Origin of the sequence: Streptomyces sp. NPDC000983 (genome assembly GCF_040299205.1) — a bacterium.
Taxonomy (GTDB): domain Bacteria; phylum Actinomycetota; class Actinomycetes; order Streptomycetales; family Streptomycetaceae; genus Streptomyces.
This window is the reverse complement of the sequence record NZ_JBEPBM010000039.1, coordinates 1-24,352: the sequence shown is the minus strand read 5'-3', so window position 1 is coordinate 24,352 and position 24,352 is coordinate 1. Positions and strand designations below refer to the sequence as shown.

The 24,352-nt window shown below is 71.3% G+C and carries 21 protein-coding genes and 1 pseudogene; 6 read left to right on the top strand and 16 right to left on the bottom strand.

The features are described from left to right. Positions 1-9: 9 nt before the first annotated feature. Positions 10-369, bottom strand: coding sequence for an NADH-quinone oxidoreductase subunit A (locus ABT296_RS31705; RefSeq protein ID WP_003992243.1), 360 nt, complete (start codon positions 367-369; stop codon positions 10-12). Between the two features lie 717 nt (positions 370-1,086). Between ABT296_RS31705 and ABT296_RS31700 the strand changes: the two genes are divergently transcribed. Beyond that, a complete protein-coding gene (locus ABT296_RS31700; RefSeq protein WP_351932351.1) occupies positions 1,087-1,917 on the top strand; it encodes a C40 family peptidase in 831 nt (276 codons plus the stop codon). A gap of 160 nt (positions 1,918-2,077) precedes the next feature. Here ABT296_RS31700 and ABT296_RS31695 read toward each other — a convergent pair whose 3' ends face one another. Beyond that, positions 2,078-3,367 carry a geranylgeranyl reductase family protein gene (locus ABT296_RS31695; protein WP_351932349.1) on the bottom strand — a complete coding sequence of 430 codons (1,290 nt, stop codon included), beginning with the start codon at positions 3,365-3,367 and terminating at the stop codon, positions 2,078-2,080. A 98-nt stretch (positions 3,368-3,465) separates the two neighbouring features. Here ABT296_RS31695 and ABT296_RS31690 point away from each other — a divergent pair, with 98 nt between their 5' ends. After that, positions 3,466-3,987, top strand: a complete 522-nt coding sequence (locus ABT296_RS31690; protein ID WP_351932347.1) for a GNAT family N-acetyltransferase — start codon at positions 3,466-3,468, stop codon at positions 3,985-3,987. Between the two features lie 133 nt (positions 3,988-4,120). After that, positions 4,121-4,444: a PASTA domain-containing protein gene (locus tag ABT296_RS31685; protein ID WP_453168509.1), complete on the top strand. Its 324-nt coding sequence runs from the start codon at positions 4,121-4,123 to the stop codon at positions 4,442-4,444. Between the two features lie 89 nt (positions 4,445-4,533). Here the strand turns inward: ABT296_RS31685 and ABT296_RS31680 are convergent, their stop codons facing one another. From ABT296_RS31680 to ABT296_RS31665, 4 genes are all read right to left on the bottom strand, one after another. Further along, the gene (locus ABT296_RS31680) at positions 4,534-5,229 is read right to left on the bottom strand and encodes a demethylmenaquinone methyltransferase (protein WP_351932343.1); all 696 of its coding nucleotides are present in this window, start codon (positions 5,227-5,229) and stop codon (positions 4,534-4,536) included. 66 nt (positions 5,230-5,295) lie between these two features. Then, positions 5,296-6,408 (bottom strand): acyltransferase family protein, encoded by a 1,113-nt coding sequence (locus tag ABT296_RS31675; protein ID WP_502977374.1) that lies wholly within the window; start codon positions 6,406-6,408, stop codon positions 5,296-5,298. 1 nt (position 6,409) lies between these two features. Next, positions 6,410-8,746, bottom strand: coding sequence for a bifunctional polysaccharide deacetylase/glycosyltransferase family 2 protein (locus ABT296_RS31670; RefSeq protein ID WP_351932341.1), 2,337 nt, complete (start codon positions 8,744-8,746; stop codon positions 6,410-6,412). A 20-nt stretch (positions 8,747-8,766) separates the two neighbouring features. After that, positions 8,767-9,153, bottom strand: a complete 387-nt coding sequence (locus tag ABT296_RS31665; protein ID WP_351932339.1) for a hypothetical protein — start codon at positions 9,151-9,153, stop codon at positions 8,767-8,769. Between the two features lie 215 nt (positions 9,154-9,368). Between ABT296_RS31665 and ABT296_RS31660 the strand changes: the two genes are divergently transcribed. Continuing rightward, on the top strand, positions 9,369-10,379 hold the full coding sequence (locus ABT296_RS31660) for a chitinase (protein WP_351932337.1): 1,011 nt from the start codon (positions 9,369-9,371) through the stop codon (positions 10,377-10,379). Between the two features lie 14 nt (positions 10,380-10,393). On the opposite strand, the gene ABT296_RS31655 is transcribed toward ABT296_RS31660, so the two are convergent. The 6 genes and pseudogenes from ABT296_RS31655 to ABT296_RS31630 all read right to left on the bottom strand — a co-directional run bounded on the left by ABT296_RS31655 (position 10,394) and on the right by ABT296_RS31630 (position 17,250). Then, positions 10,394-10,840 (bottom strand): imidazolonepropionase-like domain-containing protein, encoded by a 447-nt coding sequence (locus tag ABT296_RS31655; protein ID WP_351932335.1) that lies wholly within the window; start codon positions 10,838-10,840, stop codon positions 10,394-10,396. A 17-nt stretch (positions 10,841-10,857) separates the two neighbouring features. After that, on the bottom strand, positions 10,858-12,057 hold the full coding sequence (gene mqnC, locus ABT296_RS31650) for a cyclic dehypoxanthinyl futalosine synthase (protein WP_351932333.1): 1,200 nt from the start codon (positions 12,055-12,057) through the stop codon (positions 10,858-10,860). A gap of 148 nt (positions 12,058-12,205) precedes the next feature. Beyond that, positions 12,206-12,931, bottom strand: coding sequence for a prepilin peptidase (locus ABT296_RS31645; RefSeq protein WP_351932331.1), 726 nt, complete (start codon positions 12,929-12,931; stop codon positions 12,206-12,208). Beyond that, entirely contained in the window at positions 12,928-15,921 is a 2,994-nt protein-coding gene (locus ABT296_RS31640) for a BTAD domain-containing putative transcriptional regulator (protein ID WP_351932330.1), read from the bottom strand. Before ABT296_RS31640 ends, ABT296_RS31645 begins: the two co-directional genes overlap by 4 nt. Before the next feature lie 230 nt (positions 15,922-16,151). After that, positions 16,152-16,803: pseudogene (locus tag ABT296_RS31635) on the bottom strand (hypothetical protein). Between the two features lie 33 nt (positions 16,804-16,836). Further along, entirely contained in the window at positions 16,837-17,250 is a 414-nt protein-coding gene (locus ABT296_RS31630; RefSeq protein ID WP_351932328.1) for an ATP-binding protein, read from the bottom strand. Between the two features lie 238 nt (positions 17,251-17,488). On the opposite strand from ABT296_RS31630, the gene ABT296_RS31625 reads away from it, so the two are divergent. Together ABT296_RS31625 and ABT296_RS31620 are read left to right on the top strand one after the other, a co-directional pair. Next, a complete protein-coding gene (locus tag ABT296_RS31625) occupies positions 17,489-18,340 on the top strand; it encodes a helix-turn-helix domain-containing protein (RefSeq protein ID WP_351932326.1) in 852 nt (283 codons plus the stop codon). 4 nt (positions 18,341-18,344) lie between these two features. Continuing rightward, a complete protein-coding gene (locus ABT296_RS31620; RefSeq protein ID WP_351932324.1) occupies positions 18,345-18,539 on the top strand; it encodes a DUF397 domain-containing protein in 195 nt (64 codons plus the stop codon). A gap of 27 nt (positions 18,540-18,566) precedes the next feature. Here the strand turns inward: ABT296_RS31620 and ABT296_RS31615 are convergent, their stop codons facing one another. The 4 genes from ABT296_RS31615 to ABT296_RS31600 form a co-directional block, all read right to left on the bottom strand. Then, positions 18,567-19,436 (bottom strand): SUKH-3 domain-containing protein, encoded by an 870-nt coding sequence (locus ABT296_RS31615; RefSeq protein WP_351932322.1) that lies wholly within the window; start codon positions 19,434-19,436, stop codon positions 18,567-18,569. A gap of 45 nt (positions 19,437-19,481) precedes the next feature. Next, positions 19,482-20,099, bottom strand: coding sequence for a hypothetical protein (locus ABT296_RS31610; protein ID WP_351932320.1), 618 nt, complete (start codon positions 20,097-20,099; stop codon positions 19,482-19,484). Between the two features lie 24 nt (positions 20,100-20,123). Then, complete coding sequence (locus tag ABT296_RS31605; protein WP_351932318.1) at positions 20,124-20,588, bottom strand: hypothetical protein; 465 nt, start codon at positions 20,586-20,588, stop codon at positions 20,124-20,126. A gap of 24 nt (positions 20,589-20,612) precedes the next feature. Next, the coding region (locus ABT296_RS31600) for a DUF6531 domain-containing protein (RefSeq protein ID WP_351932316.1) at positions 20,613-24,352 on the bottom strand (3,740 nt) is incomplete at its 5' end.

Here is a 24,352-nt window from a genome sequence, read left to right as displayed (position 1 = left end):
AAAGGCCCCTCAGTCCCATTCCAGGCCGCCGCGCCGCCATACGTACGCGTACGCGACGAAGACGGTGAGCACGAAGAGCAGCATCTCCACGAGCCCGAAGATCCCCAGGGCGTCGAAGGTGACGGCCCAGGGGTAGAGGAAGACGATCTCGATGTCGAAGACGATGAAGAGCATCGCCGTCAGGTAGTACTTGATGGGGAAGCGCCCGCCGCCGGCCGGCGTGGGGGTCGGCTCGATGCCGCACTCGTAGGCTTCGAGCTTGGCCCGGTTGTACCGCTTCGGACCGATCAGCGTGGCCATGACCACGGAGAAGATCGCAAAGCCTGCCCCGAGGGCTCCCAGTACGAGGATGGGCGCATAGGCGTTCACCGCTCCTCGCTCCTCTCAGTCGGCACTGACTGCTGGCGGTTGCGTCGGGCCCGCCACTCGCGTCCCTCCTGTCCCTCGAACCCCGCCCGTCCCGGCGAAGATCGAGAACATGTGAAGCAGGTCACAAGCCCAACTGCCTCGCATCCTATGCCCGCCGCTCTGTGATCTGCGACACGGGGTATTGCACAAGCTTTGTGATCTCCACCACCTGACGAAGGATCATGAAGTCGGATGAGTGGTGATCTTCGTACGCGAGGCGTCCAAGTGATCACCTCCGGTGACATTTCCGCTCGTCGGCGCAGCTCGGGAGGGGCGTCTCAATATCAAGAGACTTCCTCTGCATGCAAATTGGTGATGGACGCGGCGCCTTGATAGTGGGCCGCGTTCACACATCAGGGGGAGGCGCGGTGCGAGGTGTGGACGCGTGCACGCGTTCACGAGCGGAACGGAAGGTGCCGCATGCGCGGGACGCGACCACGGCTGTAACCGTTGCGTGACCTCCGCCACATCCATGAGAGGGCCACGAGAAGCGGGCTTGGCCACCTGACTCAACCAGTGGTAGGCGCGGGGCAATTCGGGCGAACCGACGAAAGGCCGTGATCAAGGGCGGGATGGTCCTGGTCCGCAATGTCCGTTACGGCGTCAATAAAGAGCGACACACCCGGGATTCATCACGCCGATTGAACAACTGTGGCGCAGCACACGTTTCTTGTAGGTATGGAGGAGCCCCTGGTACCCGTAGTTCTCATGTCCCACACCGCTCACATACGAAGCCACCGGAAACCCCGCCGCACGGGGTCGACGACCCTGGCCATGCGCGCCGGAGTCGCCGGTGGCGTCCTCAGCATGGCAGCGGCGGGCGCGTCGGCCACGGCGAGCGCCGCCGAGCCGGTCACGCAGACCCTCGAACTGCCCACCCTGACGGCCGACCTGGCCGCCCAGGTCGCGGAGTCCGCGGACGCCACCCAGCAGGCCGCGGCCGGCTGGGAGCTGCAGGCGGAGCGCGACGCCGCCGCAGCCGCTGCCGCCAAGGAGGCCAAGGCGGACCTCGCCGTGGCCAAGGAGAAGGCGGAGGCCAAGAAGAAGGCCGCTGAGGCCGCTCGCAAGGCCGCCGCGGAGCGCGCCGAGCGCAGCGCCGAGCGGACGACCCTCACCACCACGACGACGGCCAGCACCGCGTCCGCTCCCGCGAGCGGCAGCGTGGGCACGGTCATCGCCTTCCTGAAGGCGCAGTTGGGCGACGCCTACGTCATGGGCGCCACCGGCCCCAACGCGTGGGACTGCTCCTCGCTGGTCCAGGCCGCGTTCAAGCAGGTCAACGTGGACCTCCCCCGTGTCTCCCAGGACCAGTCGATGGTCGGCACGGACGTCTCCCTGTCGAACCTTCAGGTCGGCGACATCCTGTACTGGGGCGGCAAGGGTTCGGCGTACCACGTGGGTGTGTACATCGGCGACGGTCAGTACCTGGATGCCGCCAACCCGTCCAAGGGCGTGGTCATTCAGGACCTTTCCGGCTATCCCGCCTCGGGTGCGGTGCGCGTACTCTGACGCACGGCCCATTTGGGGCATAGCAGTACGGATGGGGCCGCAGCCGCTCGGGGGCAGCGGCCCTTTCCGGCGTTCCGTGCGGGAGCGCACCGAAGACGGCGGCCCGGCGGACGCGGTGTTCGTCCGTCGGGCCGCCGGTGTTCGGGCGCCGGGTGGCCGATCAGGCCTTGGGGGCCACCTTGCTGAGGCCGTTGATGATGCGGTCCATCGCGTCGCCGCCCGTCGGGTCGGTGAGGTTGGCGAGGAGCTTCAGGGTGAACTTCATCAGCAGCGGGTGGGTCAGGCCGCGCTGGGTCGCGATCTTCATGACCTTCGGGTTGCCGATGAGCTTCACGAAGGCGCGGCCCATCGTGTAGTAGCCGCCGTAGGTGTCCTTGAGCACGCGCGGGTAGCGCTGGAGGGCCATCTCGCGCCCGGCCGGGGTGGACCGCGCGTGCGCCTGGACGATGACGTCGGCGGCGAGCTGCCCGGACTCCATGGCGTAGGCGATGCCCTCGCCGTTGAAGGGGTTCACCAGACCGCCGGCGTCGCCGACCAGCAGCAGGCCCTTGGTGTAGTGGGGCTGGCGGTTGAAGGCCATGGGGAGCGCGGCACCGCGGATCGGGCCGGTCATGTGGTCGGGGGTGTAGCCCCAGTCCTCCGGCATGGAGGCGCACCACGCCTTGAGTACCTCGCGCCAGTCCAGCTCCTTGAAGGAGTCGGAGGTGTTGAGGACGCCGAGGCCGACGTTGGAGGTGCCGTCGCCCATGCCGAAGATCCAGCCGTAGCCGGGCAGGAGACGGTCCTCGCCGGGGCCGCGGCGGTCCCAGAGCTCCAGCCAGGACTCCAGGTAGTCGTCCTCGTGGCGCGGGGACTCGAAGTAGGTGCGGACGGCGACGCCCATGGGGCGGTCCTCGCGGCGGTGCAGGCCCATCGCCAGGGACAGCCGGGTGGAGTTGCCGTCGGCGGCGACGACGAGCGGCGCGCGGAAGGTGACCTCGCGCTTCTCCTCGCCGAGCTTGGCGTGGACGCCGGTGATGCGGCCGGTGCGCTCGTCGACGATCGGGGCGCCGACGTTGCAGCGCTCGTAGAGGCGGGCGCCCGCCTTCTGGGCCTGCCGGGCGAGCTGCTCGTCGAAGTCGTCGCGCTTGCGCACCAGGCCGTAGTCGGGGAAGGAGGCGAGGTCGGGCCAGTCGAGCTGGAGCCGGACACCGCCGCCGATGATCCGCAGGCCCTTGTTGCGCAGCCAGCCGGCCTCCTCGGAGATGTCGATGCCCATCGCGACCAGCTGCTTGACCGCGCGCGGTGTGAGGCCGTCGCCGCAGACCTTCTCCCGTGGGAACTCGGTCTTCTCCAGCAGGAGCACATCCAGCCCGGCCTTGGCCAGGTGGTACGCGGTCGTGGAGCCGGCTGGCCCCGCGCCCACGACGATCACATCGGCGGAGTTGTCCGAGAGGAGGGGCTCGGTCACGGCGGGATCTCCCCAAGTTCGAAATCTGCGTGCCGACCGGCACAGGACATGGGCAGTCTATTCAGCAGCAGTGATCACCCGGCTGAAGGGCTGCCCCCGTGAACCGTGCTCTGCCCGTAGTACGACTGCGTGTTCCCACCGACGAGGACGCCGTCGCCTGGCATCGGCTCTTCGACGATCCGGAGGTCATGGAGTTCCACGGCGGCAGGTCCGCGGGCCTGTCCGTCTACGAGGAGCTCACGGCCCGGCAGCGGCGGCACGACGCCGAGCGCGGGTTCTGCCTGTGGTCGGTGCTGGACGAGTCCGGCGAGGTCATAGGGTTCACCGGCGCCCAGCCCTGGGAGCGGGACTGGGGCCCGCGGGGCGAGATCGAGATCGGCTGGCGGCTGGCGCGGGCGCACTGGGGGCGGGGCATCGTGACGGCGGCCGCCCGCGAGACGCTGGACCGGGTGCGGGCGGCGGGTGTGGAGAGCGTGGTGGCCATGGTCGACGCCGGCAACGAGCGCTCGATCGCGGTGACCCGACGTCTGGACATGCGGCTGGCCGAGGTGTTCACCATCCCGACGACCGACCGGCAGGGCCACTGCTACCGGCTGGACCTGCCAACCGGAACAGCGTGACGCACTTTTACTACCCAAAGTAACCGACTGTCACAGAAAGACACTTGACGCTTCCGGGCGGTACCCGGCGGGGGTTACTCTGCCGGTATCGCTGGGGGTGACGTCTGTGTACAAACCGCCCGATACGTCTGAGGTGCGCGTACCGCGTCTCGTCGGCCTGATGGCCGTGGACGCGCGCAGATCGGCCGAGGCGCGCGGCGTGCTGCTCGGCTCGCCCGACCGGCCCGATCTGCGGCTCGCCGTCGTGGACTACGTCGTACGGCAGTACCCGGCGCCCGGCGTCGAGGTGCCGCGCGGGGCCGTGGTCACCGTGTGGTTCGACTTCGGCGAGGGCGAGGGCGGCGGAGGCTCCGGAGTGCGCGAGCCACGGGCACCGGGCCCGCCGGGCGACGGGCTGCGCCGGGAACTGGACGAGCCGCGGACGCATTCCTACGCCGCGGTGGCCGGGTTCGGCTGAGCGCCGGCCCCGGCCGTACGGACCGGCCGGCTCGGTTCGGCCGCCGACACCCTCGGCCGCCCGGCTCCGCAGCGGCACCCCAGGCCGGGTCAGCTCTCCTTGTAGCCCCGGTGCAGGGCGACGATTCCGCCGCTCAGGTTCCGCCAGGCCACCTTCGACCAGCCGGCCTTCTGGAGCCGCTCGGCGAGGCCGGGCTGGTCGGGCCAGGCGCGGATGGACTCGGCGAGGTAGACGTACGCCTCCGGGTTGGAGGAGACCGCGCGGGCGACCGGCGGCAGGGCGCGCATCAGGTACTCGGTGTAGACGGTCCGGAACGGCGTCCACGTCGGGTGCGAGAACTCGCAGATGACCACCCGGCCGCCGGGCCTGGTCACCCGGTACATCTCGCGCAGCGCGGCGTCGGTGTCCTGGACGTTGCGCAGCCCGAAGGAGATCGTGACGGCGTCGAAGGTGTCGTCCCGGAACGGCAGCCGGGTCGCGTCGCCCGCGGTGAGCGGCAGCCAGGGGTGCTTGCGCTTGCCGACCCGGAGCATGCCGAGGGAGAAGTCGCAGGGGACGACGTAGGCGCCGGTGCGGGCGAAGGGCAGGGAGGACGTCGCCGTACCGGCGGCCAGGTCCAGGACGCGCTGCGCGGGGCGGGCGTCGACCGCTCTGGCGACCTCCTTGCGCCACACCCGGTCCTGGCCGAGCGACAGCACGTCGTTGGTCAGGTCGTACCGTTCCGCGACGTCGTCGAACATCGAGGCGACTTCGTGCGGCTGCTTGTTCAGGGAAGCGCGGGTCACGCAACCCATTCTTGCAGCCGCCCCCGCAGGCCGGGCCGACGGCCCGCCCCCGCACCCCCGACCGCCTCACGGAAGGAGGCGCGGCCTCTTCCGGGCCGCGACGTCCTCCACCCAGCCGCACAGCAGGACGAACCCCGCGATCAGCACCCAGCCGACGCCGAACATGAACCACTGGCTCTCCAGCGGCAGGTGCGCCTCGAAGGCGGGCACCTTCCAGAACTGGTCGATCAGCGGGACGGCGAGGATGAGGGCGATCTCGTGCCAGAGGTAGATCGTGACGGCACGGGCGTTGAAGACCGTCACCAGCCGGTCCAGGCGCGGGAACCGGCCCAGCCCCGCGAAGTCGATCCGGAGGCGTTCCTTGGCCCACATCAGCAGCGTCACGAACCCCGCGGACCAGAAGGCCTGCGCGAGCGGGATGTCGTCGAGGTCGTAGGTGCCGTACTCCCCCTGGTGCGCGAGGGCGTACCAGGCGCCGTAGCCGAGGGCGGCCAGCGAGAGCACGATCACCGCGGCCGGTCTCGCCCGCCGGAGCAGCCCGTCGCGGTGGGCGAAGCCGAGGATCCAGCAGAAGAGGTACGTCGACAGGTCCCACAGGGCGCTGCCGAGGCGGCCGTCCGGCGCCGACCCGAGGAACTGGAGCAGTACGACCGGGGCGAGCGAGGCCAGCAGTACGGGGACCGGGGCGAGCCGGAACACCTTCAGCAGCAGCGGGGACAGCAGCACGAACCACAGGTACGTCCGCAGGTACCAGATGATCTCGTACGCCTGGACGCCCCACTCGTCGCCCGGCGGATCGCCGAGCGGGACGATCCAGTAGACGATCTCCCGGCCCGGCATCCAGCCGTGGACCAGCATCGCGACCACGACGAACAGGCCCCAGAACCAGAACGGCGGCAGCAGTCGGCGCAGCCGGCCGCGGACCACCTTGAGCGCGGGCCGCTCCAGGGACTTGGCCATCAGGGTGCCGGCCAGGCCGAACATGATGCCCATGGAGGGGAAGACCAGTCCGGCCCAGGCCCACCCGAAGGTGTGGTACGTCACGACCCGGACCAGGGCGACGGCCCGCAGGGTGTCGAAGTAGCGGTCCCGGCCCGGCACCGACGGGGGCGACGAAGGCCGTGGCGCGGGCGGTGCCGGTACGGCGGCCGCCGCTCCCCCGCGGCGGTGGGAGCCCACCTCAGCCCACCCCCGTCGGCGTGCCGACCTCGCCGGTGCGCTTCAGCTTCTGCCAGCGCAGTCGGCCGCCGGTCAGGGCGGTGATGGAGGAGTGGATGAGGACGAGGTACATCATCTGCCGATAGGCCAGTTGCTGGAGCGGCATCATCAGCAGGTACCGGTACTTCTCCCGGTCCAGGCGGAAGGCGTAGGCCGCGCAGACCAGTTGGAGGGCCAGCACCGCGCACCAGGCCAGCAGGGCCGCACGGAAGTCCACGAAGATCATCGAGTAGAGGGTGAACACGTCGATCAGCGGGGCGAAGACCGGCGTGACGATCTGGAAGACGACGACGAGCGGCATCCCGACCCGGCCGAAGCGCCCCGAAGGGCCCTTGTCCGTCAGGGACTTGCGGTGCTTCCACAGCGCCTGCATGGTGCCGTAGGACCAGCGGTAGCGCTGCGACCACAGCTGCTTGAGCGAGGCCGGCGCCTCGGTCCAGGCGCGCGCGTGCTCCTGGTAGACGACCCGCCATCCCGCGCGGTGCAGGGCGATGGTGATGTCGGTGTCCTCGGCGAGGGTGTCCTCGCTCATCCCGCCGACCTCCAGCACCGCGTCCCGGCGGAACGCGCCGATCGCGCCCGGGATGGTGGGCATGCAGCGCAGCAGGTCGTACATGCGCCGGTCGAGGTTGAAGCCCATCACGTACTCGATGTGCTGCCAGGCGCCGATGACCGTGTTGCGGTTGCCGACCTTGGCGTTGCCCGCGACCGCGCCGACCTCCGGGTCGGCGAAGGGCTGCACCAACTGCCGTACGGTGTCCGGCTCGAAGACGGTGTCGCCGTCCATCATCACGACGATGGCGTGACTGGCGCTGCGCACACCGTTGTTGAGGGCGGCGGGCTTTCCGGCGTTCTCCTGGCGGATGACGCGGACGTTGCGCATGCCGAGTTCCTCGGCGGCGGCGCGGGCCAGTTCGGAGGTGCCGTCGGTGGAGCCGTCGTCGACGACGATGACCTCGATGGGGTGCGTGCTCCGGGCCAGTGACTGAAGGGTGTTGGCGATGCACTCCTTCTCGTTGTAGGCCGGGACGATCACGCTGACCGGTTCGGTGACCGGCGGGCCCCAGCTGAATCTGCGTTTGTTGCGCAGGCGGTGGTGGCGGCGGGCGAGGAGCAGCATCATGCCGAACCGGCCCATCACCGCCACCCCGACGACCATGAGCCCGACGGAGAGCGCGGGCACGGTCCACTCGGCGACCGCCACGGCCGCGATGAGCGCCTTGCCCTCGTACAGGGTCGCGCCGGTGGCCTCACGGTGGGCACCCTGAAGCCCGGAAGCCGCGGCACCGGAAGCCGCAGCACCGGAACCGGCGGCGCCTGGCGCGGCGGAAGCACCGGGGGCAGCGGCACCACCCGCGGCGCCACCCGCCGCACCGGCATCGCCCGCACCGCCCGCGCCCGCCGAACCGCCGGACGGCCCCTGCTCCTGCATGACCCCGCTGATCGTGGTGAAGGTGTAGCCCTTCGCCTTCATCTTCTCGATGTACTTCGGCAGCGCCGCGATCGTCTGCGACCGCTCGCCGCCCGCGTCGTGGAAGAGCACCGAGGCGCCCTCGCCGTCGCTCGGCGTCGCCCACTTGACGATCTTCGAGACGCCCGGCCGCTTCCAGTCGTCGCTGTCGGTGTCGACGAAGACGCTGGTGTAGCCGTCCTCGCCGAGCTCCTGGTAGACGGGCCAGCTGTAGTTGTCGATGGCGTCCGTCTTCGAGGAGTACGGCGCCCGGAACAGGGTCGTCGTGATGCCGGCCGCGCCCGCCAGCGCGAGCTGGGTCTGGGTCATCTCCCGGGTGACCCGGGCCTCGCTCTGGTACGACAGGTCGACGTGGGTGAAGGTGTGGATGCCGACCTCGTTGCCCTGTTCGACCAGGTCCCGCACGATCCCGGGGTAGCGGGAGACCATCGAGCCGACCACGAAGAAGGTCCCCGGGACGTCGTACTCCTCCAGGATCTCCAGGACCTGCGGGGTCCAGGTGGGGTTCGGGCCGTCGTCGAAGGTCAGCGCGATGGTCTTGTCCGGCACCGAGACCGTGGTGGCCTGTCCGCCCTGGAAGGTGAGGATCGGGCCGCCGTCGAGGACGTCGTCCGGTACGTCGCTCGCGCTGGCCCCGGTGCGTACGCGCTGGTCGCCGCCGACCTCGGCGCGCAGATAGCCGTCGAGCAGCATGATGCTGGTCAGCGCGAGCAGGAGCAGCAGGGCGAGGATGACCCGCGGTTTCTGCAGCGCCGCGGCCCGGCCGGCCACCCGTTCCATCCGGGTGGGGGCGCGCCGGCGGCCGCGTGAGGGCGTCGTCGTAGTCATGGGAGTGGCTGCGTCCAGGGTCAGTTGGCGGTGGGGGCGGAGGCGGTGGGTGCGGCGGCGCCGGACGGCGGGGCCGACGGCGCGCCGCTGGGCGGGGCCTCGCCGCCGATGCCGCCCTGCGGCTGGGCGCCGGGGCCGCCGCCGCCCGGGCCGCCGCCCTGGGCGCTGTTGCCGAAGGGCAGCAGCTCGGCCGGGTCGATCGAGGTGCCGATGCCCATGAAGGCCATGCCCAGCACGACCGCGTACCCGACACAGCCGACGCCGACGAGGACGCCGATACGGCGCAGCACCTTCGAACGGCGTCCGGAGTTGTCAACGAACACGGGCCCCTCGACGGACCCGTTGCCGCGTTTGCGGCGGCGACCGCGCGCGGTGGCGCGGCTTTCGACGGCAGGCTCGGAATGCATTCCCCGGATATTAGGGAGGCTTTATGTGCCCAAGGTGTCGGAATCCATGTGAGGCACCCATGAGAAACGTCTTGACCTGTCCCTTCTCTGAGAGATTCGCCCCCTGTTCCGCCAAAACACGGGGTGGGCCCAGGCCGGTGTGAGACATTTCCAGCCCTGGAACGTCATTCGGTTTCGGACTTGAGACAGAAAACACGAGAGCTGGTGAGCACCCGATGCGGAGTTTCCTGAAGCCGACGGCCGGGCTCGTCCTGCTGTTTGCCCTGGCAACCAGTGGCTGTTCGGCGGAGACGACGTCCTCCTCCGGGGCGGACACACCGCCCACCTCCGAGGCGCCCGCCGCCACCACCGCCTACGCCCCCTACGTCAGCGCCCTCACCTCCTCCGCCAACGACAGCGCCGGCTCCCCCACCACCTACAACCTCGCCTTCGCGATCGCGGACGGCACCGACTGCGCTCCGAGCTGGAGCGGGGTGTACGGGGTCGACGACTCGACCGTGGCGGACCGGATCGCGAAGCTGACGGCGACCGGCGGCTCGGTCCGGGTCTCCTTCGGCGGCGCCTCCGGGGACGAACTCGCCACGCACTGCGACAGCGCCGCCGACCTGGCCGAGGCGTACGGCGAGGCGCTGGACGCGGCCGGCGCCACCCGGGCCGACTTCGACATCGAGGGCGACGAACTGTCCGACTCCGCCTCGGTGGACCTGCGTTCACAGGCGATAGCCCTGCTCCAGCAGGAGCGCGAGGACCTCACCGTCTCCTTCACGCTCCCCGTGATGCCGTCCGGACTCGACGACGACGGCATCGCGCTGCTCGACTCCGCCAACGACCACGGCGTCCAGGTCTCCACGGTGAACCTGATGACCATGAACTACGGCGAGTCCTACGACGGTGACATGGGCGGGTACGCCCTCACGGCCGCGCGGGCCGCGCACACGCAGTTGCGGGACGTCTTCGGCACGTCCTCGGCGGCGGCCTGGCGTGGCATGGCGCTCACCTCGATGATCGGCGTGAACGACGTGGCCGGGGAGACGTTCACCCTCCAGGACGCGGCGCAGGTACGGCGGTTCGCTCAGGAGAAGGGCATCGCCTGGGTGTCGATGTGGTCGACCTTCCGCGACCAGGAGTGCGAGGCGGGCAGCGCCGGGGAGGACGACGCGCAGAACGACTGCAGCGGGGTGGAGCAGAGCGCGGGGGCGTTCGCGGAGGCGTTCTCGGCCGGCTGAGCCCCGTGCGGGAACTAGCGGCGCCGGTGCACCAGTCGCCCCGCGCACACGGTGGCGATGCAGGCGCCGGCCGAGTCGAAGACGGCGAGGTCGGCGCGGCCCAGGTCGACGATGGCGACAGGGCGCGGCCCCGGCAGTACGGCGACGTCGTTCCGCTGGGCCGCGGCACGGAGTTCGGGCGTGCCGGCGTGCTCGGCGAGGACGGCGACCGCGCCCCGCTTGAGCACCTCGTGCACGCGCTCGCGCGGACTCGGCGCCTCGGGCAGCGGCCCGCCGTGGACGTGCGCCGGGCCGAGCACCCCGGGCCACCGCCGTACACGGGCGCCCGGGAAGCGTTCGGTCAGCTCCGCCAGCGGTCCGACGGCGGCGACCCGGTTGCCCTCGACGGCGACGGCACCGTCCTCGATCGGCTCCGCGTCCCAGGTGTACCGGACCTGGTCCGCGGCGTGGATGGTCAGCATCTGATGGGCGCCCGGCGCTAGTTGGAGGCGAGCAGCTTCAACTCGGGGTGGGCGGTGCCGCCCTCGATCGCCGTCGAGGAGATGTGGGACATGACCCGCTCGTCTACGGGGTCGTTCGCCGGGTCGTCGTGGACCACGAGGTGCTCGTACGTGGTCGCCCGCTGCGCCGGCACGCGCCCCGCCTTGCGGATGAGGTCGATGATCTCCAGCCGGTTGGAGCGGTGCTTGGCACCCGCGCTGGAGACGACGTTCTCCTCCAGCATGATCGAGCCGAGGTCGTCCGCGCCGTAGTGCAGGGAGAGCTGGCCGACCTCCTTGCCGGTGGTCAGCCAGGAGCCCTGGATGTGGGCGATGTTGTCCATGAAGAGCCGGGCGACGGCGATCATCCGCAGGTACTCGAAGAGCGTGGCCTGCGTGCGGCCCTTCAGGTGGTTGTTCTCGGGCTGGTAGGTGTACGGGATGAAGGCGCGGAAGCCGCCCGTGCGGTCCTGTACGTCGCGGATCATCCGCAGGTGCTCGATGCGCTCGGCGTTGGTCTCGCCGGTGCCCATCAGCATCGTGGAGGTGGACTCGACGCCCAGCCCGTGGGCGATCTCCATGATCTCCAGCCAGCGCTCGCCGGACTCCTTCAGCGGGGCGATCGCCTTGCGGGGCCGGGCCGGGAGCAGCTCGGCACCGGCGCCGGCGAAGGAGTCGAGGCCGGCGGTGTGGATGCGCTGGATCGCCTCCTCGACCGACACCTTGGAGATCCGGGCCATGTGCTCGACCTCGGAGGCGCCCAGCGAGTGGATGACCAGTTGGGGGAAGGCCTTCTTGATGGCGGAGAAGTGGTGCTCGTAGTACTCGACGCCGTAGTCCGGGTGGTGGCCGCCCTGGAACATGATCTGGGTACCGCCGAGTTCGACGGTCTCCGCGCACCGGCGCAGGATGTCGTCGAGGTCGCGGGTCCAGCCCTTGGTCTTGTCCTTGGGGGCCGCGTAGAAGGCGCAGAACTTGCACGCCGTCACGCAGACGTTCGTGTAGTTGATGTTGCGCTCGATGATGTACGTCGCGATGTGCTCGGTACCCGCGTACCGGCGGCGGCGTACGGCGTCGGCGGCGGCGCCGAGCGCGTGCAGCGGGGCGTCGCGGTAGAGGTCGAGCGCCTCCTCTGGGGTGATCCGCCCGCCCTCTGCGGCACGGTCGAGCACAGACTGGAGGTCGGCCTTCTCGGTCACCGGGGGCGTCCCTTTCGTCAAGGGTTGTGGACGGACCAAGCCAGCCTACGCCAGCGGCTGTGAACGCCGGACGTCAGGCCGTACCGGCCCCGCCGCGAACCGTACGGCCCCCGCCGTGGGACCGGCCGAGACCGCCCCGGCCCCGCCCTCACGCCGCGTACGCCCCCGCGAGCAGTCCCAGGAAGGCGCCGGTGATCAGGAACGGGCCGAACGGGATCGCCGTCCTGCGCCCCGCCCGCCGTACGACGACCAGCGCGCCCCCGTACAGCGCGCCGAGCAGGAACCCGGCGAAGGTGCCGAGCATCAGCGTCGACCAGCCGTACCAGCCGAGGGCCGCGCCCGTGCCGAGGGCGAGCTTGACGTCGCCGAAGCCCATTCCGGCGGGGTTGATCAGGAAGAGGACGAGGTAGCCGCCGCCGAGCGCGAGGGCGCCGTAGAGGGCGGTCGGCCACGCGCCCGCGTGCTCGGGGAGCAGGGCGACCACGCCGAGCAGGACGAGCGCGGCGGCGGCGAGCGGCAGGGTCAGGGCGTCCGGCAGCCGCTGCACCCGGAAGTCGACGACCGCGAGCAGCACCCCGACCGGCCCGAGCAGCAGCCAGACACCCAGCTCGGGGCGGGTGCCGGTGGCCGCGGCGAGGGCGGCGCAGACCAGCGCGGTCGCGAGGGAGAGAGGGAGGACTCCGGGGCCGTACGCCGTACCGCACCGCGCGCAGTGCGCGCGGCCGAGCCAGCCGGGCACCGGATGCCCCTGCGGGCAGCCGTCCCGCCAGGGCTCGCCCGCCGGGGCGGAGAAGCGGTAGGCGGCCCGGGGCAGGAACGCGCCCGCCGCCGCACCCCACAGCGCGGCGGCGAGCACCAGGGCGAGGTCGGTCATCCCGCGGCGGTGGCGTCGGAGCGCCAGGCCGGCAGCAGCTCGTCGAGCAGCGCCTCCGTGCGGGGCGGCAGACCGCGGGCCCCGCTGCGTACGACGAGGTCGGCGGCGAGCGCCCGGAGGCGGGCGGCGTCGCCGGTGGAGTGGGTGGCGCGCAGCAGCTCGTGCCACAGGCGCTCGTCGTCGGGCGCGGAGTTCAGGGCCGCGGTGAGGGCCTCGATGGCCTTCTCCGCGCGGTCCTTCTCCAGGTGGAACGCGGACAGCGCGAGCCCGATGTCCGCGACGAGCAGCGGCAGTTGGGCGTCGACGATCTCGTGGGTGAGCCAGCGGTAGCGGCCCTCGGCCCGGTCGGCGAGCAGGGGTCCGCGCACCAGCACCAGCGCGTCGGTGAGCAGCCGCCCGCGCACCGCGCGGCTGCCGACGCCCCGGCCCTGGGTGGCCTCGTGGTACAGCGACCGCAGCACGTCGAGGTCGGAGACCACGGACCGGGCGAGGGTGAGCCGTCCGGTGGAGTCGGTGCGCAGCCGCTCGCCGCCGTCCGGGTCGGTGCCCAGCCAGGCGCCGAGCCGCTCCAGCAGCGCGTCGCGTACGTCCTCGGTGACCCCGCGCGGCCACAGCGCGGAGGACAGCACCCGCGGGTGCACGCCCTCGCGGTGCAGGAGCAGCAGCGCGAGCGCCTCGTGGAGCAGGGCGCTGCGCTCGCCGTCCGGGGTGTCGAGGCCGATGATCTCGTACGGGCCGACGAGGCGGGCGTAGACCGCGGGCCGCCCCTGCTCGCTGACGTCGACGAGGAACGGCGGGGTGTTGACGGGGCCGCCGTCCGGGCCGCCGTCCGGGTCGGCCTGCACGAACAGTTCGACCACGGCCCGCTGCTGGGCGGCCGGCAGCGACTGCGCCTCCAGCTCCAGGCCGAGCAGCGGGGCGAGCAGCTTGCCCTCGCCGGTGATCTCCATCTCCCAGGCGGCGCCCGGCAGGTCGCCGGTCTCGGTGCCGACGAGGTATCCGATGCCGAGGCGGCTGGCGTCGGAGGCGAGTTCGGCGAGTTTGACGGCGTCGTCGGCGGAGGGTTCGGCGGCGAGCAGGACGAGGTGCGGGGCCCAGCGGGTGTGCTGGGCGGGCCCGGTGCGTCCGGTGAGCACGGAGTCCTGGCCGGCCGCGCCGAGCGCGCCGCGCCGCTGCCGGGTCTCGGCCTCCATGGTCTCGATCAGGTCGTCGATGCCGTCGAGGTGGCGCAGCCGGTTCGGGGCGAGGGGGGTGAGGTCCTGCCCGAACCCGACGAGGGTGATGGTCATCCGGTCCGACCAGCCGTTGGTGGCCAGTTCGGCGGCGACCGAGGCGAACACGGCCGCCCGGTCGGCCTCGCGGCCGGCGAGGGAGACGATGCCGGGCACGGACTCCAGGTTCAGCAGCAGCCGCGAGTCGTCCATGGTGCCGAGGCAGACCAGGCCGGGGTAGGGGGCGGCGGTGTCGACGTCCTCGTACGCCTCGGCGTCGGCGCGGGCCAGCATCCAGAACGTCTGGTCCTGCCCGAGCTGCCAGGGCGTGGGCGGCTTCCCGGCGGGCTGGGCGAGCTGGAGGTGCAGGTCGCCGTTGCTGAGCCAGGCCGCGTAGACGGTGGGCAGCGCGCGGGACTCCTGCGCGAGGGACGCGGCGAGCCCGCGCAGGGAACGGTCCAGCAGGCGTACGCCCTCGGGGTCGGCGCCGACCAGGAGGGCGTCCTGGACGTCGGCGGCGTCGCCGGTCGGGGTGGGCGGCTCCATGCCGCGCCGGCCGCCGACGGAACCGAGCGCCGACTGCCACAGGGCCTGCCGGCGACGGCGGCCGAGGGCGCCGAGGAGGCCGGCGGCGAGGAGGGGGGCGGTGAGGAGCGCCTCGGGCAGGCCGAAGGCACTGTCGGAGGACTCGGTGGCGGGGGTGGCGGCGGGCGTCTGCTGCCGGTGCCCGGCCTGCCGGTCCTGTCCGTCGCCCCGCTGGTCGGGGGCGGGCTCGGGGGCGGGCCGCTGTGCCGGGACGGACCCGCCGTCGGCGCCCTCGCCGCCGCCCTGGGCGTGGTCGCCGGTCTTGGCGTAGTCGTGGATCTGCTGCTGGACCTCGGGCGAGACCTCGGGGGACTCGTCGGGCATCTCGACCAGGTCGCCGCCGCGGGCGTCACCCGGCATCTCCATGATCCAGCCGGGCCGGATGAGGCTGGCCTCCGACAACCGCGAACCGTCGGGCTGCACGCGGTCCTTGTTGAGCTGGTAGATCTCCTTGTACCGGCGGCCGTCGCCGAGGTGCCGTTCGGCTATCTCCCACAGCGAGTCGTGGTGGCGGCCCTCCGGCGGCTGGATCCGGTAGTACTTCGTGTCGCCGTCCCTGGCCGTACTGGCGCCCGCGCCGGCCGCGGCGCTCGCCTCGGCCTGCGCCGCCTGCTCGGCGACGGCCGCAGCGGAGGCCGCGGACCGCTCCTGCTGCTGGGCGAAGAGCCCGCCGCCGGGGGTCTGCTGGGCGGCGGCGACGGTACCGCGCTGGTTGCCCTCCAGGCCCTGCCCGAACTGCGCGAGCCCCGGGGTGAGGCTGGCCGCGGTCGCCCCGACCAGCAGCAGCGCGGCGACGAGTTGCCGGGCGAGCAACTGGCTCGGCCCGGACCCCGGGACCCGTCCCGGGACGCCGACGCCCGACACGGCGGCCTTCATCTCGACGATCACACAGGCGGTGAACTGCGCCCAGGCCAGCCAGACGAAGAAGGTCAGGATGTCGAGGAAGGTACCGACACTCAGCTCCTGGCGCAGCCACTCCCCCGGGTCCCAGGTGGTGGGCACCGGCCAGCCGAGCTGGGTGGCGAGCGCCGCCGGCACACCGACGACCAGCACCAGCAGCGCGACGAACGCGAGGAACGCCTTGACGAAGTCCCCGAACGTACGCCGCCGCACCCGCACGGGCTGCGGGGTCCGGTTCCGCGGGGTGGTCGGGCTTCCCGTCGGGCTTCCCGACGAGCTGGAACGTCGCGGCATGGGAGGTGTCCTGGGGTCGAGTCCGGCGGGTTGGGGCCGGTGGCGGGCGTAGTACACCCTCGGGTGTACGGAGATCTTATGGACTGTACGGGTGACCGTCGAAGGCCCGCGCACAACGGACCCGGCGAGCGCGCCACGAAAGCGCCACCATCGCCCCGAATGCCCGGAGTTGCCCGGGAAGCCGCCGCCCCCGGGCCCTCACACTTCCCGCACAATCACCCGCCGCGGCCTCAACCGCCGCTCGGCCCCTCGACGAAGAGATCCTCAGCCGCGGTGGCGTGTACGGCCCGCTGCGCCCAGACGCCCAGTTGCTCCAGGTCCGAGCAGTCCGACACCCGCTCCCGGACGGAATCCGGCACCGGAACACCGCGCCAGTCGAGGATCCGGAGCACCATGGCGGCACGCTCCGCCTCGACACCTTCCTCCCAGCCCTCTTCCCGGCCCTCTTCCCGAGCCTCCGCCCGGACCTTCTCGGCGACCTCGTGCCGGAAGAAGTAGTTGACCGGCATCATCAGCTCCTTCCAGATCTGCATGGCCTGGGCATCGACCAGGCACGACTCGACGAACTGAGCGAGCATCCCCGCACTGTCGGGGGTCCGTGGTCTCCAAGCTGAGGTAGTAGGCCCAGCTGCTGCGCTTGCAGTCGTCCTGCTTCCCCTGGGACTCGACGACCAGCAGATAGGACCCCTCGTCCGTCTCCGCCCGTAACAGGGTGTCCACGCGCCGTTCGACCGGTTCGATCTCCGTCAGATCGGCGTTGAGCACCGCGAAGTCACGCGGTTCGGGAATCGGAATGCGCAGCACCTTCTGAAGGGTGCGGGTGAACCCCGCCGGGTCCTTCTGACAGATCCGGTGGAGACCTTCGTGCGACGAGCCGACCATCCGCCTTCCTTTCCATCCGATGTGATCAACGAGCTACGCCGCGACGAGGTCACACCACACGTACTTGCCCCGGTTTCCGTTTCTGGCCAGCGGGTGCCAGCCCCATACGTCGGCGCAGGCCCGCACCAGGGCCAGGCCCCGGCCCTCCTCGGCCTCCTCCCACCGCGTCCACGTCTGCGGGGGGTCGGGCGGCTCGGGGTCCGCGTCCCACGCGCCGATCCGCAGGACGCCGGCCGACCAGCGCACCCGCAGCGCGGCGGGCCCGGCCGTGTGGCGTACGGAGTTGGCGACCAGCTCCGTCGCGATCAGCTCGGCCGTGTCGACGAGGCGGATCAGGCCGTGCATGGTCAGGATCAGGCGGAGGGTGCGGCGGGAGACGGTGACGGCTCTGATGTCGTGCGGGATGTACAGGGTGTACTCCCAGGGTTCGGCTTCCGCTGTGGGCATGGGTGAACTCCTGCCGGGTGGTGGGGGGTTGGGTACGGCGGCGGAGGTGGCGGGCGGTGGCATTGCCGCGGCCGTCATGGCAGGACGGGGCGGTGCGCTTCCGGGGTCCCGGGGTTCCGCAGCGTGTGCGTCGCGTCACTGAAGGTAGGTCTAAAATTTAGGACGCCGCAAGTCGCTGCCGTAATCTTGCGCTCGAACGTGTCACTGTCCGTCGGCAGTTGAAGACGAGGGGTCACCCATGCCGCGTCGTTTGCAGCCCACCGCCCGCCAGGCCCGGTTGGGCGCGGAGCTGCGCAAACTGCGTGAGGCTTCGGGGCTGAAGGCGCGGGAGGCCGCGGCGCTGCTGGGGGCCGACTCCGTACAGATGAGCCAGATCGAATCGGGCACCGCGGGCGTGAGCGAGTCACGGGTACGACGGCTCGCCGCTCACTACGCCTGCGACGATGCCGAGTTGATCGGCGCCCTGGTCGCCATGGCGACCGATCGGCCCCGGGGATGGTGGGAGGAGTACCGGGGTCTGCTGCCCACATCGTTCCTGGATCTCTCCGAGCTGGAGCATCACGCCACGTACCGCTGGGACGTGGAGTTCGTCCACGTACCCGGCTTGCTCCAGACCGAGGAGTACGCGCGTGCGCTCTTCTCCTTCGTGAACCCGGAGTTCCCGGCGGAGGAGCTGGAGCACTGGGTGCAGCACCGAATGGGTCGCCGGGCCGTCATCGAGGGCCCCGAGCCCATCCCGTACACCGCCGTGGTTCACGAAGCGGCACTGCGGATCAAGGTCCGGGACCGCACGGCGGCGAGGGCTCAGCTCGCGCAGGTCCTGGAACTCTCCGAGCACGACAACGTCACCGTGCGGGTCGTCCCCTTCGAGAGCGAAGGCTCCGCCGGGCCGGCGGCCGCCATGGTGTACGTGGGCGGTCCCGTCGTCCAACTGGACACCGCGGTTCGCGACGACCCGAGCGGCACGGCGTTCCTCGACGCCGAAGCCCAACTGGGCCGCCATCGACGCCTCTTCCATAGGCTGGAGGCCGCGTCACTCGTTCCTGAGCGTTCGCGCGACTTCATCCACCGGCTGTCGAAGGAGCTGTAGCCGAATGATCCCCCCGGCCATATGGCGGAAGTCCTCCTACTCCGGCGGCGGAGAGGGCAACGCCTGCGTGGAGATAGCCCACCTCCACCCCCGAATCGCCGTCCGCGACTCCAAGGACCCCTCCCGCGCACCCCTCTCCTTCCCCACCGAGGCGTTCACGGCCCTGGTCGGAAGCCTGAAGGCCGAGGCCGAACACTGAGACGCGCCGGTGCCGGGTGCAGGCGCCCTACCGAACGCCCTCGGCCAGCTTCTCCAGTGCCTCGTCGGCGGTCCGCGCCAGGAGGGTGACGCTGTCCATGCCCACGTACACCGCGCCGTTCGGAGCCATCGCCAGGTACTGGTTGCCGCGGTCCGCCTCCCCGATCGGGTAGAGCGCGACTCCGGCCTCTTCGCTCAGAGCCTCGAAGATCTCGTCCTCCCTCTCCGCGACGGCCGGGTCGAGACGGAAGCCCATGCGGGCCATCGTCTTCCCCGGACCCCGCTCGGCGCTCACCAGCCCACCGAATTCGCGCAGGAAGCCACGCGCCGCTTCGTGGATCTCGAAGCCTCCCCGCTCCCGCAGCGCGTTCTCCCACCGCACGGTCGACACAGCGCGACCCGGATACCAGCCGGCCTCACTCAGGACACGGTCGGTCTGCGCGGACCAACGCTGCTCACGTTCAAGGAACCTCGCGAACTCGCCCAGTGAGGACTCGAGATCCTCTCGACCGGCGTCATCGGGCGGAAGGGCAGGCAGGCTCATGCGGGCGAAGCTCTGGGCCGACTCGAAGACAGCGTCAGCAAGCTCCCTCGCCGTCGACCGCTCCAGGACGACGCCCCTGTAGCTGACATCGATCTGATCACCGCCGACTCGGGTGAACGTCAAGGAGAAGGAAGAATCGACCGCGGCGGACTCATACGCAGGTTTCCGCCCGGTGAGGAAACGTCTCAGTCCGTCCAGCAACAGCGTCAAGGACAGGTAGATCATCATCGACTGATCCGGAGTTCGGCCTCGCGAAGTGGCATCGTTCTCGCTGCCGTGGACGTCGATGTGCCCCAGGTCGAACCCACTGGGTGGCGGCAGTTCGTTCTCGGCCACTGCGAACCTGAATTCCATGGAGCGGGCTCCCCTCCGCGCGGCTGAATCCGTTGGCCTTCGTGGTCAGGCACCTTCGAGGAGTTCCTCCAGGGCATGGGCGTAGGCCCTGACGCGTTCCCTCGCCTCCGGTGGGGTCGGGGCGTCCGGGCGCAGGGCGCTCGGGAGGTGGGCGACCCGCCACATCCGGAAGGCGTCCCGGGCCAGTTGACCGCCGTCGGCGCCCAGCAGCTCGCCCGCCTCGCGCACGGCTTCGACGATCAGGACCGGCGCCTTCGCCGGACCGGGGCCCCGCACCGTGGCGACTCCCACCAACGCGTCCATGAGAGCGGTCGACTGGAGGTCGGCGCCCATGCGCAGCATGCGCCGCAGGACGGCGGGGTCGTCGGTGTCCGGCGGGTAGGCCTCGATGCAACCCGAGTACAGCATCAGGGACTCGGGCGTCACCTCGCCGTCCGAGTTCCACCCTCCCTGCCGCTCGAAGACGGCCATGGTGTCGGCGGAGAAGCCGCCGATCAGCCGGACCGCTTCGAGAACGCCGTCCAGTTCGGCCCGACGGGTCCGCACGAAGTCCGTGAGTGAGACGTCTTCGAGGGACCGCGCGCCCGCCGCGGACACCGCGGCCAGTTCCGAGATGCCCCACAACGGCGCGAACACGTCGTAGGCGAGCCCTCTCTCCGTCATGTCGAGAACCTCACACCTGATCCCCTACCGGCGGCGGCGTACGGCCTTCCAGGCGTCCTCCGCCGCATACGTGAGGGTCAGACGCCAGGAGTCCAGTTTGGCCCGCACCCGTGACGCGTACGTCTGCCATTTGAACCACGGGGGAAGATCCCGGTACGGGACGAACGTCAGGGTGTCGTCGATGGCGGTTTCGGCGAAACCCCGGCGCCCCTCCGCGCGCAGGGCCGCGTACAGCTCCGGGGTCAGGGCGTTGTTGAGCCGGGCCGCGGTGCCCGCCGCGGTGAAGGCGAAGCCCCGCTGGCCGGGGTCCGTCAACCGCATCGCCTTCAGAATGCGCGGCGAGGCCTCGGCCAGCGAGCAGTTGAAGGCCAGCCCGATGACCGCCGTACCCAGACCGTTCTCACCGCGCTCGTACGCCGCATCCCAGTCGGCGGGGTCGTCGATGCGCATCAGACCCTCACCGGTCGCCCAGTCCCACTCGGCCGCCATCACCCAACTTCCCTTCTGCGCCCGTCAGTCATCGCACGGCGGCGGGAGCACCTTCTGCTTCTTCTTGTTGTTGATCATCTTGGCCCGTACCAGCCTGGTCAGGTCGTTCTCCTTGACGCTGTTGGACGGGTACGAGGCCTGCACGTGGCCATGGTAGATCTCCTTGACGATCTTGCCGTTCTTGTCGGTGACGTACTCGTGCCGGTCGAGCACGACGATCTCGTTGTTCACGTGGTCCACGCCGACGCGACGGAACTTGGCCGGGTTGTCCGGGTCGCCCAGCGGCAGGGACCGGTCCAGTGCCGCCTGGCCGTTCGACGGGGCGCGGCCGATCTCGCCCTTGGCGGAGGAGCTGGAGCCCGAGCCGTGCTTGTCGTACGTCGAGTCGTCGTAGATGCGCACCGGCTCGTCGCCCTCGAGGCCGAGCGGGTCGCTCCAGCGCAGCGGATTGTCGACGTAGCGGTGGTGGTTGGGGGCGGGGTCGAGGCCGAGGGGGTCCGGGGAGAGATAGGTCGCGGTGTCGGGGTCGTAGTAGCGGGACAGGTTGTAGTGCAGACCCGTCTCCGGGTCGCGGTACTGGCCCGGGAAGGACAGCGGGCACAGGCCGTCGTCGCCGCGCAGCGGGCGGCCCCACAGGCTGGTCGCCGACCGCCAGGCGATCTCCCCGTCCTCGCCGACGAGTTCGCTGGGCGTGCCGGCCAGGTCCGTCACGATGGCGTAGAACTCGCGCTCGACCACCGAGGGGTCCGCGGTCCGCCAACTGCTGCGCGTCTGTGCCGCCGCCCGGTGCGTGCCCGGCTCCCAGTCCCAGGTGTCCGTCTCCACGACACCGTCCCGGAGCGACTGCTGCTCCGCGAGGTTGGCGGCGTCCCAGGTGAAGTGGATCTCCTCGGCGACCGAGCCGTCCTCGCCGAGGCGCACCTTGGCGGTACGGCGGCCCAGTGCGTCGTAGCGGTAGCGCCAGACTCCGTGGTCGGGTGTCGCGGCCTCGGTGAGCCGGTCCTCCGCGTCCCAGACGTACGTCCAGACGCGGCGCAGTCCGGACAGGGTCCGCCGGATCACCCGGGTCACCCGGCCCTGGGCGTCGTGCTCGTAGGAGGTGCGGCCCGCCGAGGTGACCTTCGTGCCGGAGTGCCGCGCCGGGCCCTGGGCATCGGTGCCGCCCGGGGCCGGGTGGGCCGCGGCGGTGAGGTTGCCGAGGTCGTCGTAGGCGTAGGACTCGGTCCAGGTGTCGGCGGAGACACGGGTGACGCGGCCCGCGCGGTCGAGGTCGAAGCGTCGGGTGCCGGAGAGGCGGTCCGTGATCTCGGTGAGGTGGCCGTCGGCGCGGTAGGCGTAGCTGCGGGCCTGCCGCACCTCCGCGCCTCCGCCCGCGCTGATGATCTGCTCCACCAGCCGGTGCCCCGAGTCCCAGGACTGGGTGAGCGTTGCCCCTCCGCCCAGGCCGCGGGCGGTCTCCCGGCCGGCCGCGTCATGGGTGAAGGTCAGCTCACCGGCGGCGGTGGCGAGCACCCTGGGCAGTCCGGCCGAGTCGTACGACCACCGCGAGACGGCGCCCGAGGGGGTCGTCCGCCGGACACGACGGCCCAGCAGGTCGTACTCGCTGGTCACGGTACGGCCGTCCACCGACTCGGCGACGATCCGGCCCACCGCGTCGTAGGCGTGGCCGACCCTGCTGTCGGGGGTCACGACCTCGACCATGCGGCCGGAGGCGTCGTAGCGCAGGGAGGTGACCGTGCCGTCGTCGGCGAGCGCCGACACGGCCCGGCCGGCGGCGTCGCGGGTGATCCGTACGGTCTGGCCGGTGCCGTTGGTGCGCTCGGTCTGGCGGCCGGTCGGATCGTAGGCGTAGCTGACCGTGCGGTCGTTGAAGTCGGTCTCGCCGGTCAGGTGGCCCGCGGCGTCGTAGCGGTAACTCCACTGCCCACCGGCCGGATTGGTGACCGCGGTGAGGCGCAGCTCGGCGTCGTGGGTGAAGAGGTGGCGGGTGCCGTCGGGGTCGGTGCGGGCGCTGGGCAGGTCGAAGGCGCCGTACTCGAAGGTGGTGGTGAGGCCGCCCGGCGCGGTGTGCTCGACGAGGTTGCCCTCGGCGTCGTAGGACCAGGACTCGCGGCTGCCGTCGGCGCGCTCCCGCCACAGGGGCAGGCCCTCGACGCTCCAGCCCTGGCGGACGGTGCCGCCGACCGGGTCCTCGATCCGCACGACGCGGCCGTACGCGTCCCGGCTCAGGGTGGCGGCGCTGCCCCGCGGATCGACGACGCGCACCGGCAGCCCGGTCCCGTCGGTCTCGAAGCGGACGGTGTTGCCGAGCGCGTCGGTCTCCGCGATCCGGTGCCCGCGCGCGTCGTAGGTGTACGCGGTCACCGCGCCCAGCGGGTCGGTGCTGGAGAGCAGGTTGCCCCGCTCGTCCCACGCGCACTGCCAGCGTCCGCCGTCGGGGTTGGTCACGGCCACGGGCTGGAGTTCCGCGTCGTACTCCACCACGACGGTGGTGCCGTCCGGCCGGTCCATGCGCAGCGGCTCGCCGTGCTCGCCGAGGGTGAAGCGGGTGGTGCGGCCGAGTTCGTCGGTGCGGGAGAGCATCCGGCCGTAGCGGTCCCACTCGGAGTGGGTGGTGTGGCCGAGCGGGTCGGTCTCCGCGACGAGCTGGTGCAGCTCGTTGTAGCGGTACGTGGTGGTGTTGCCGAGCGCGTCCGTGTACCGCGTCTCGCGGTTCTCGCTGGCGTACTCGACCGTGCAGGCGAGGCTGCCGTCGTCGCCCCGACCGGCGATGCAGCGGTCGAGGGCGTCGTAGGTGAAGTGGTACGAGTAGCCGTTGCGGTCGGTCCAGGACGTGATCCGGGTGCGGGCGTCGTAGGCGAGTCTGCGGGGCAGCCCGCTGGAGTTGTGGACCTCGCTGAGGTTGCCGGCGCTGTCGTAGCCGAAGCGCCTGAGAACCGTGCCCTCGGGGCCGTCCTCCGGGTTGCGCAGCCGGAACGCGGTGACGCGGCCGTCCTCGGTGTCGACGTCCAAACGGCGTCCGCTCGCGTCGCGGACGGCGACGGGCACACCGTAAGGGTCACGGTCGATGTCGATGCGGAAGCCGTTGCGGTCGGTGAGCGCGGCCAGCGTCAGCGTGAAGACCTCGTCGGGTGCCGTCGGCTTCCTGCGCGCCGCGAAGTGGCGGGTGACGCCGCTGTCCGGGTCGGTCACCCGGAGCGGGGCGTCGGGCGCCCCGTCCAGGTCCAGCGGGCGGCGCGGGCCTTCCAGCGGCAGCACCGAGGCGCCGGGCGTCGGCACCGGGTAGAACAGGAGCATGCCGTCCTCGGTGGCGAAGACCGCGCCCTCGTCGTCCAGTTCGACGCGCTCGTCGAGCGTGGAGGCCCAGGAGGGGCCGAAGAGTCGGCCGTAGGGGTAGCTGGAGAGGTGGGTGCGGCGCAGGACCAGCGGGAGCAGGCCCGGCAGGTCGACGTCCGTGTCCTGCATCAGCATCTCGCCGGAGATCATGTCGATCGGGTCGCCGTTCTTGCAGCGGCCCTTGGGCGGCTTGCCGTGCGCGGCGGCGTCGTCGGCCTCCCGGCGCAGGCCCTTGCCGAGGCCCTTGGCCATGCCCTTGAGGCCCAGCTTGCCCAGTTCCTTGGCGCCCTTGGCGAGTCGGCCGAGCGTGGTGATGCCCTTGACGCCGGGTATGCACTCCAGCGCGGCGAACGCCACATCCCAGAGCGACGCCCGGCCCTGCGAATACTTATAGAGCGTGTCCGCAAGCAGAACGAGTGCCGCGACCA

Excerpts from the sequence above, each read along its gene's own strand:
- ABT296_RS31655 (WP_351932335.1), bottom strand. The coding sequence starts at position 10,840 with ATGCTGACCATCCACGCCGCGGACCAGGTCCGGTACACCTGGGACGCG.
- ABT296_RS31630 (WP_351932328.1), bottom strand. The coding sequence starts at position 17,250 with ATGCCCACAGCGGAAGCCGAACCCTGGGAGTACACCCTGTACATCCCG.
- ABT296_RS31620 (WP_351932324.1), top strand. The coding sequence starts at position 18,345 with ATGATCCCCCCGGCCATATGGCGGAAGTCCTCCTACTCCGGCGGCGGA.
- ABT296_RS31645 (WP_351932331.1), bottom strand. The coding sequence starts at position 12,931 with ATGACCGACCTCGCCCTGGTGCTCGCCGCCGCGCTGTGGGGTGCGGCG.
- ABT296_RS31605 (WP_351932318.1), bottom strand. The coding sequence starts at position 20,588 with ATGGCGGCCGAGTGGGACTGGGCGACCGGTGAGGGTCTGATGCGCATC.
- ABT296_RS31615 (WP_351932322.1), bottom strand. The coding sequence starts at position 19,436 with ATGGAATTCAGGTTCGCAGTGGCCGAGAACGAACTGCCGCCACCCAGT.
- ABT296_RS31610 (WP_351932320.1), bottom strand. The coding sequence starts at position 20,099 with ATGACGGAGAGAGGGCTCGCCTACGACGTGTTCGCGCCGTTGTGGGGC.
- ABT296_RS31640 (WP_351932330.1), bottom strand. The coding sequence starts at position 15,921 with ATGCCGCGACGTTCCAGCTCGTCGGGAAGCCCGACGGGAAGCCCGACC.
- ABT296_RS31665 (WP_351932339.1), bottom strand. The coding sequence starts at position 9,153 with ATGCATTCCGAGCCTGCCGTCGAAAGCCGCGCCACCGCGCGCGGTCGC.
- ABT296_RS31625 (WP_351932326.1), top strand. The coding sequence starts at position 17,489 with ATGCCGCGTCGTTTGCAGCCCACCGCCCGCCAGGCCCGGTTGGGCGCG.
- ABT296_RS31700 (WP_351932351.1), top strand. The coding sequence starts at position 1,087 with ATGGAGGAGCCCCTGGTACCCGTAGTTCTCATGTCCCACACCGCTCAC.
- ABT296_RS31660 (WP_351932337.1), top strand. The coding sequence starts at position 9,369 with ATGCGGAGTTTCCTGAAGCCGACGGCCGGGCTCGTCCTGCTGTTTGCC.
- ABT296_RS31670 (WP_351932341.1), bottom strand. The coding sequence starts at position 8,746 with ATGACTACGACGACGCCCTCACGCGGCCGCCGGCGCGCCCCCACCCGG.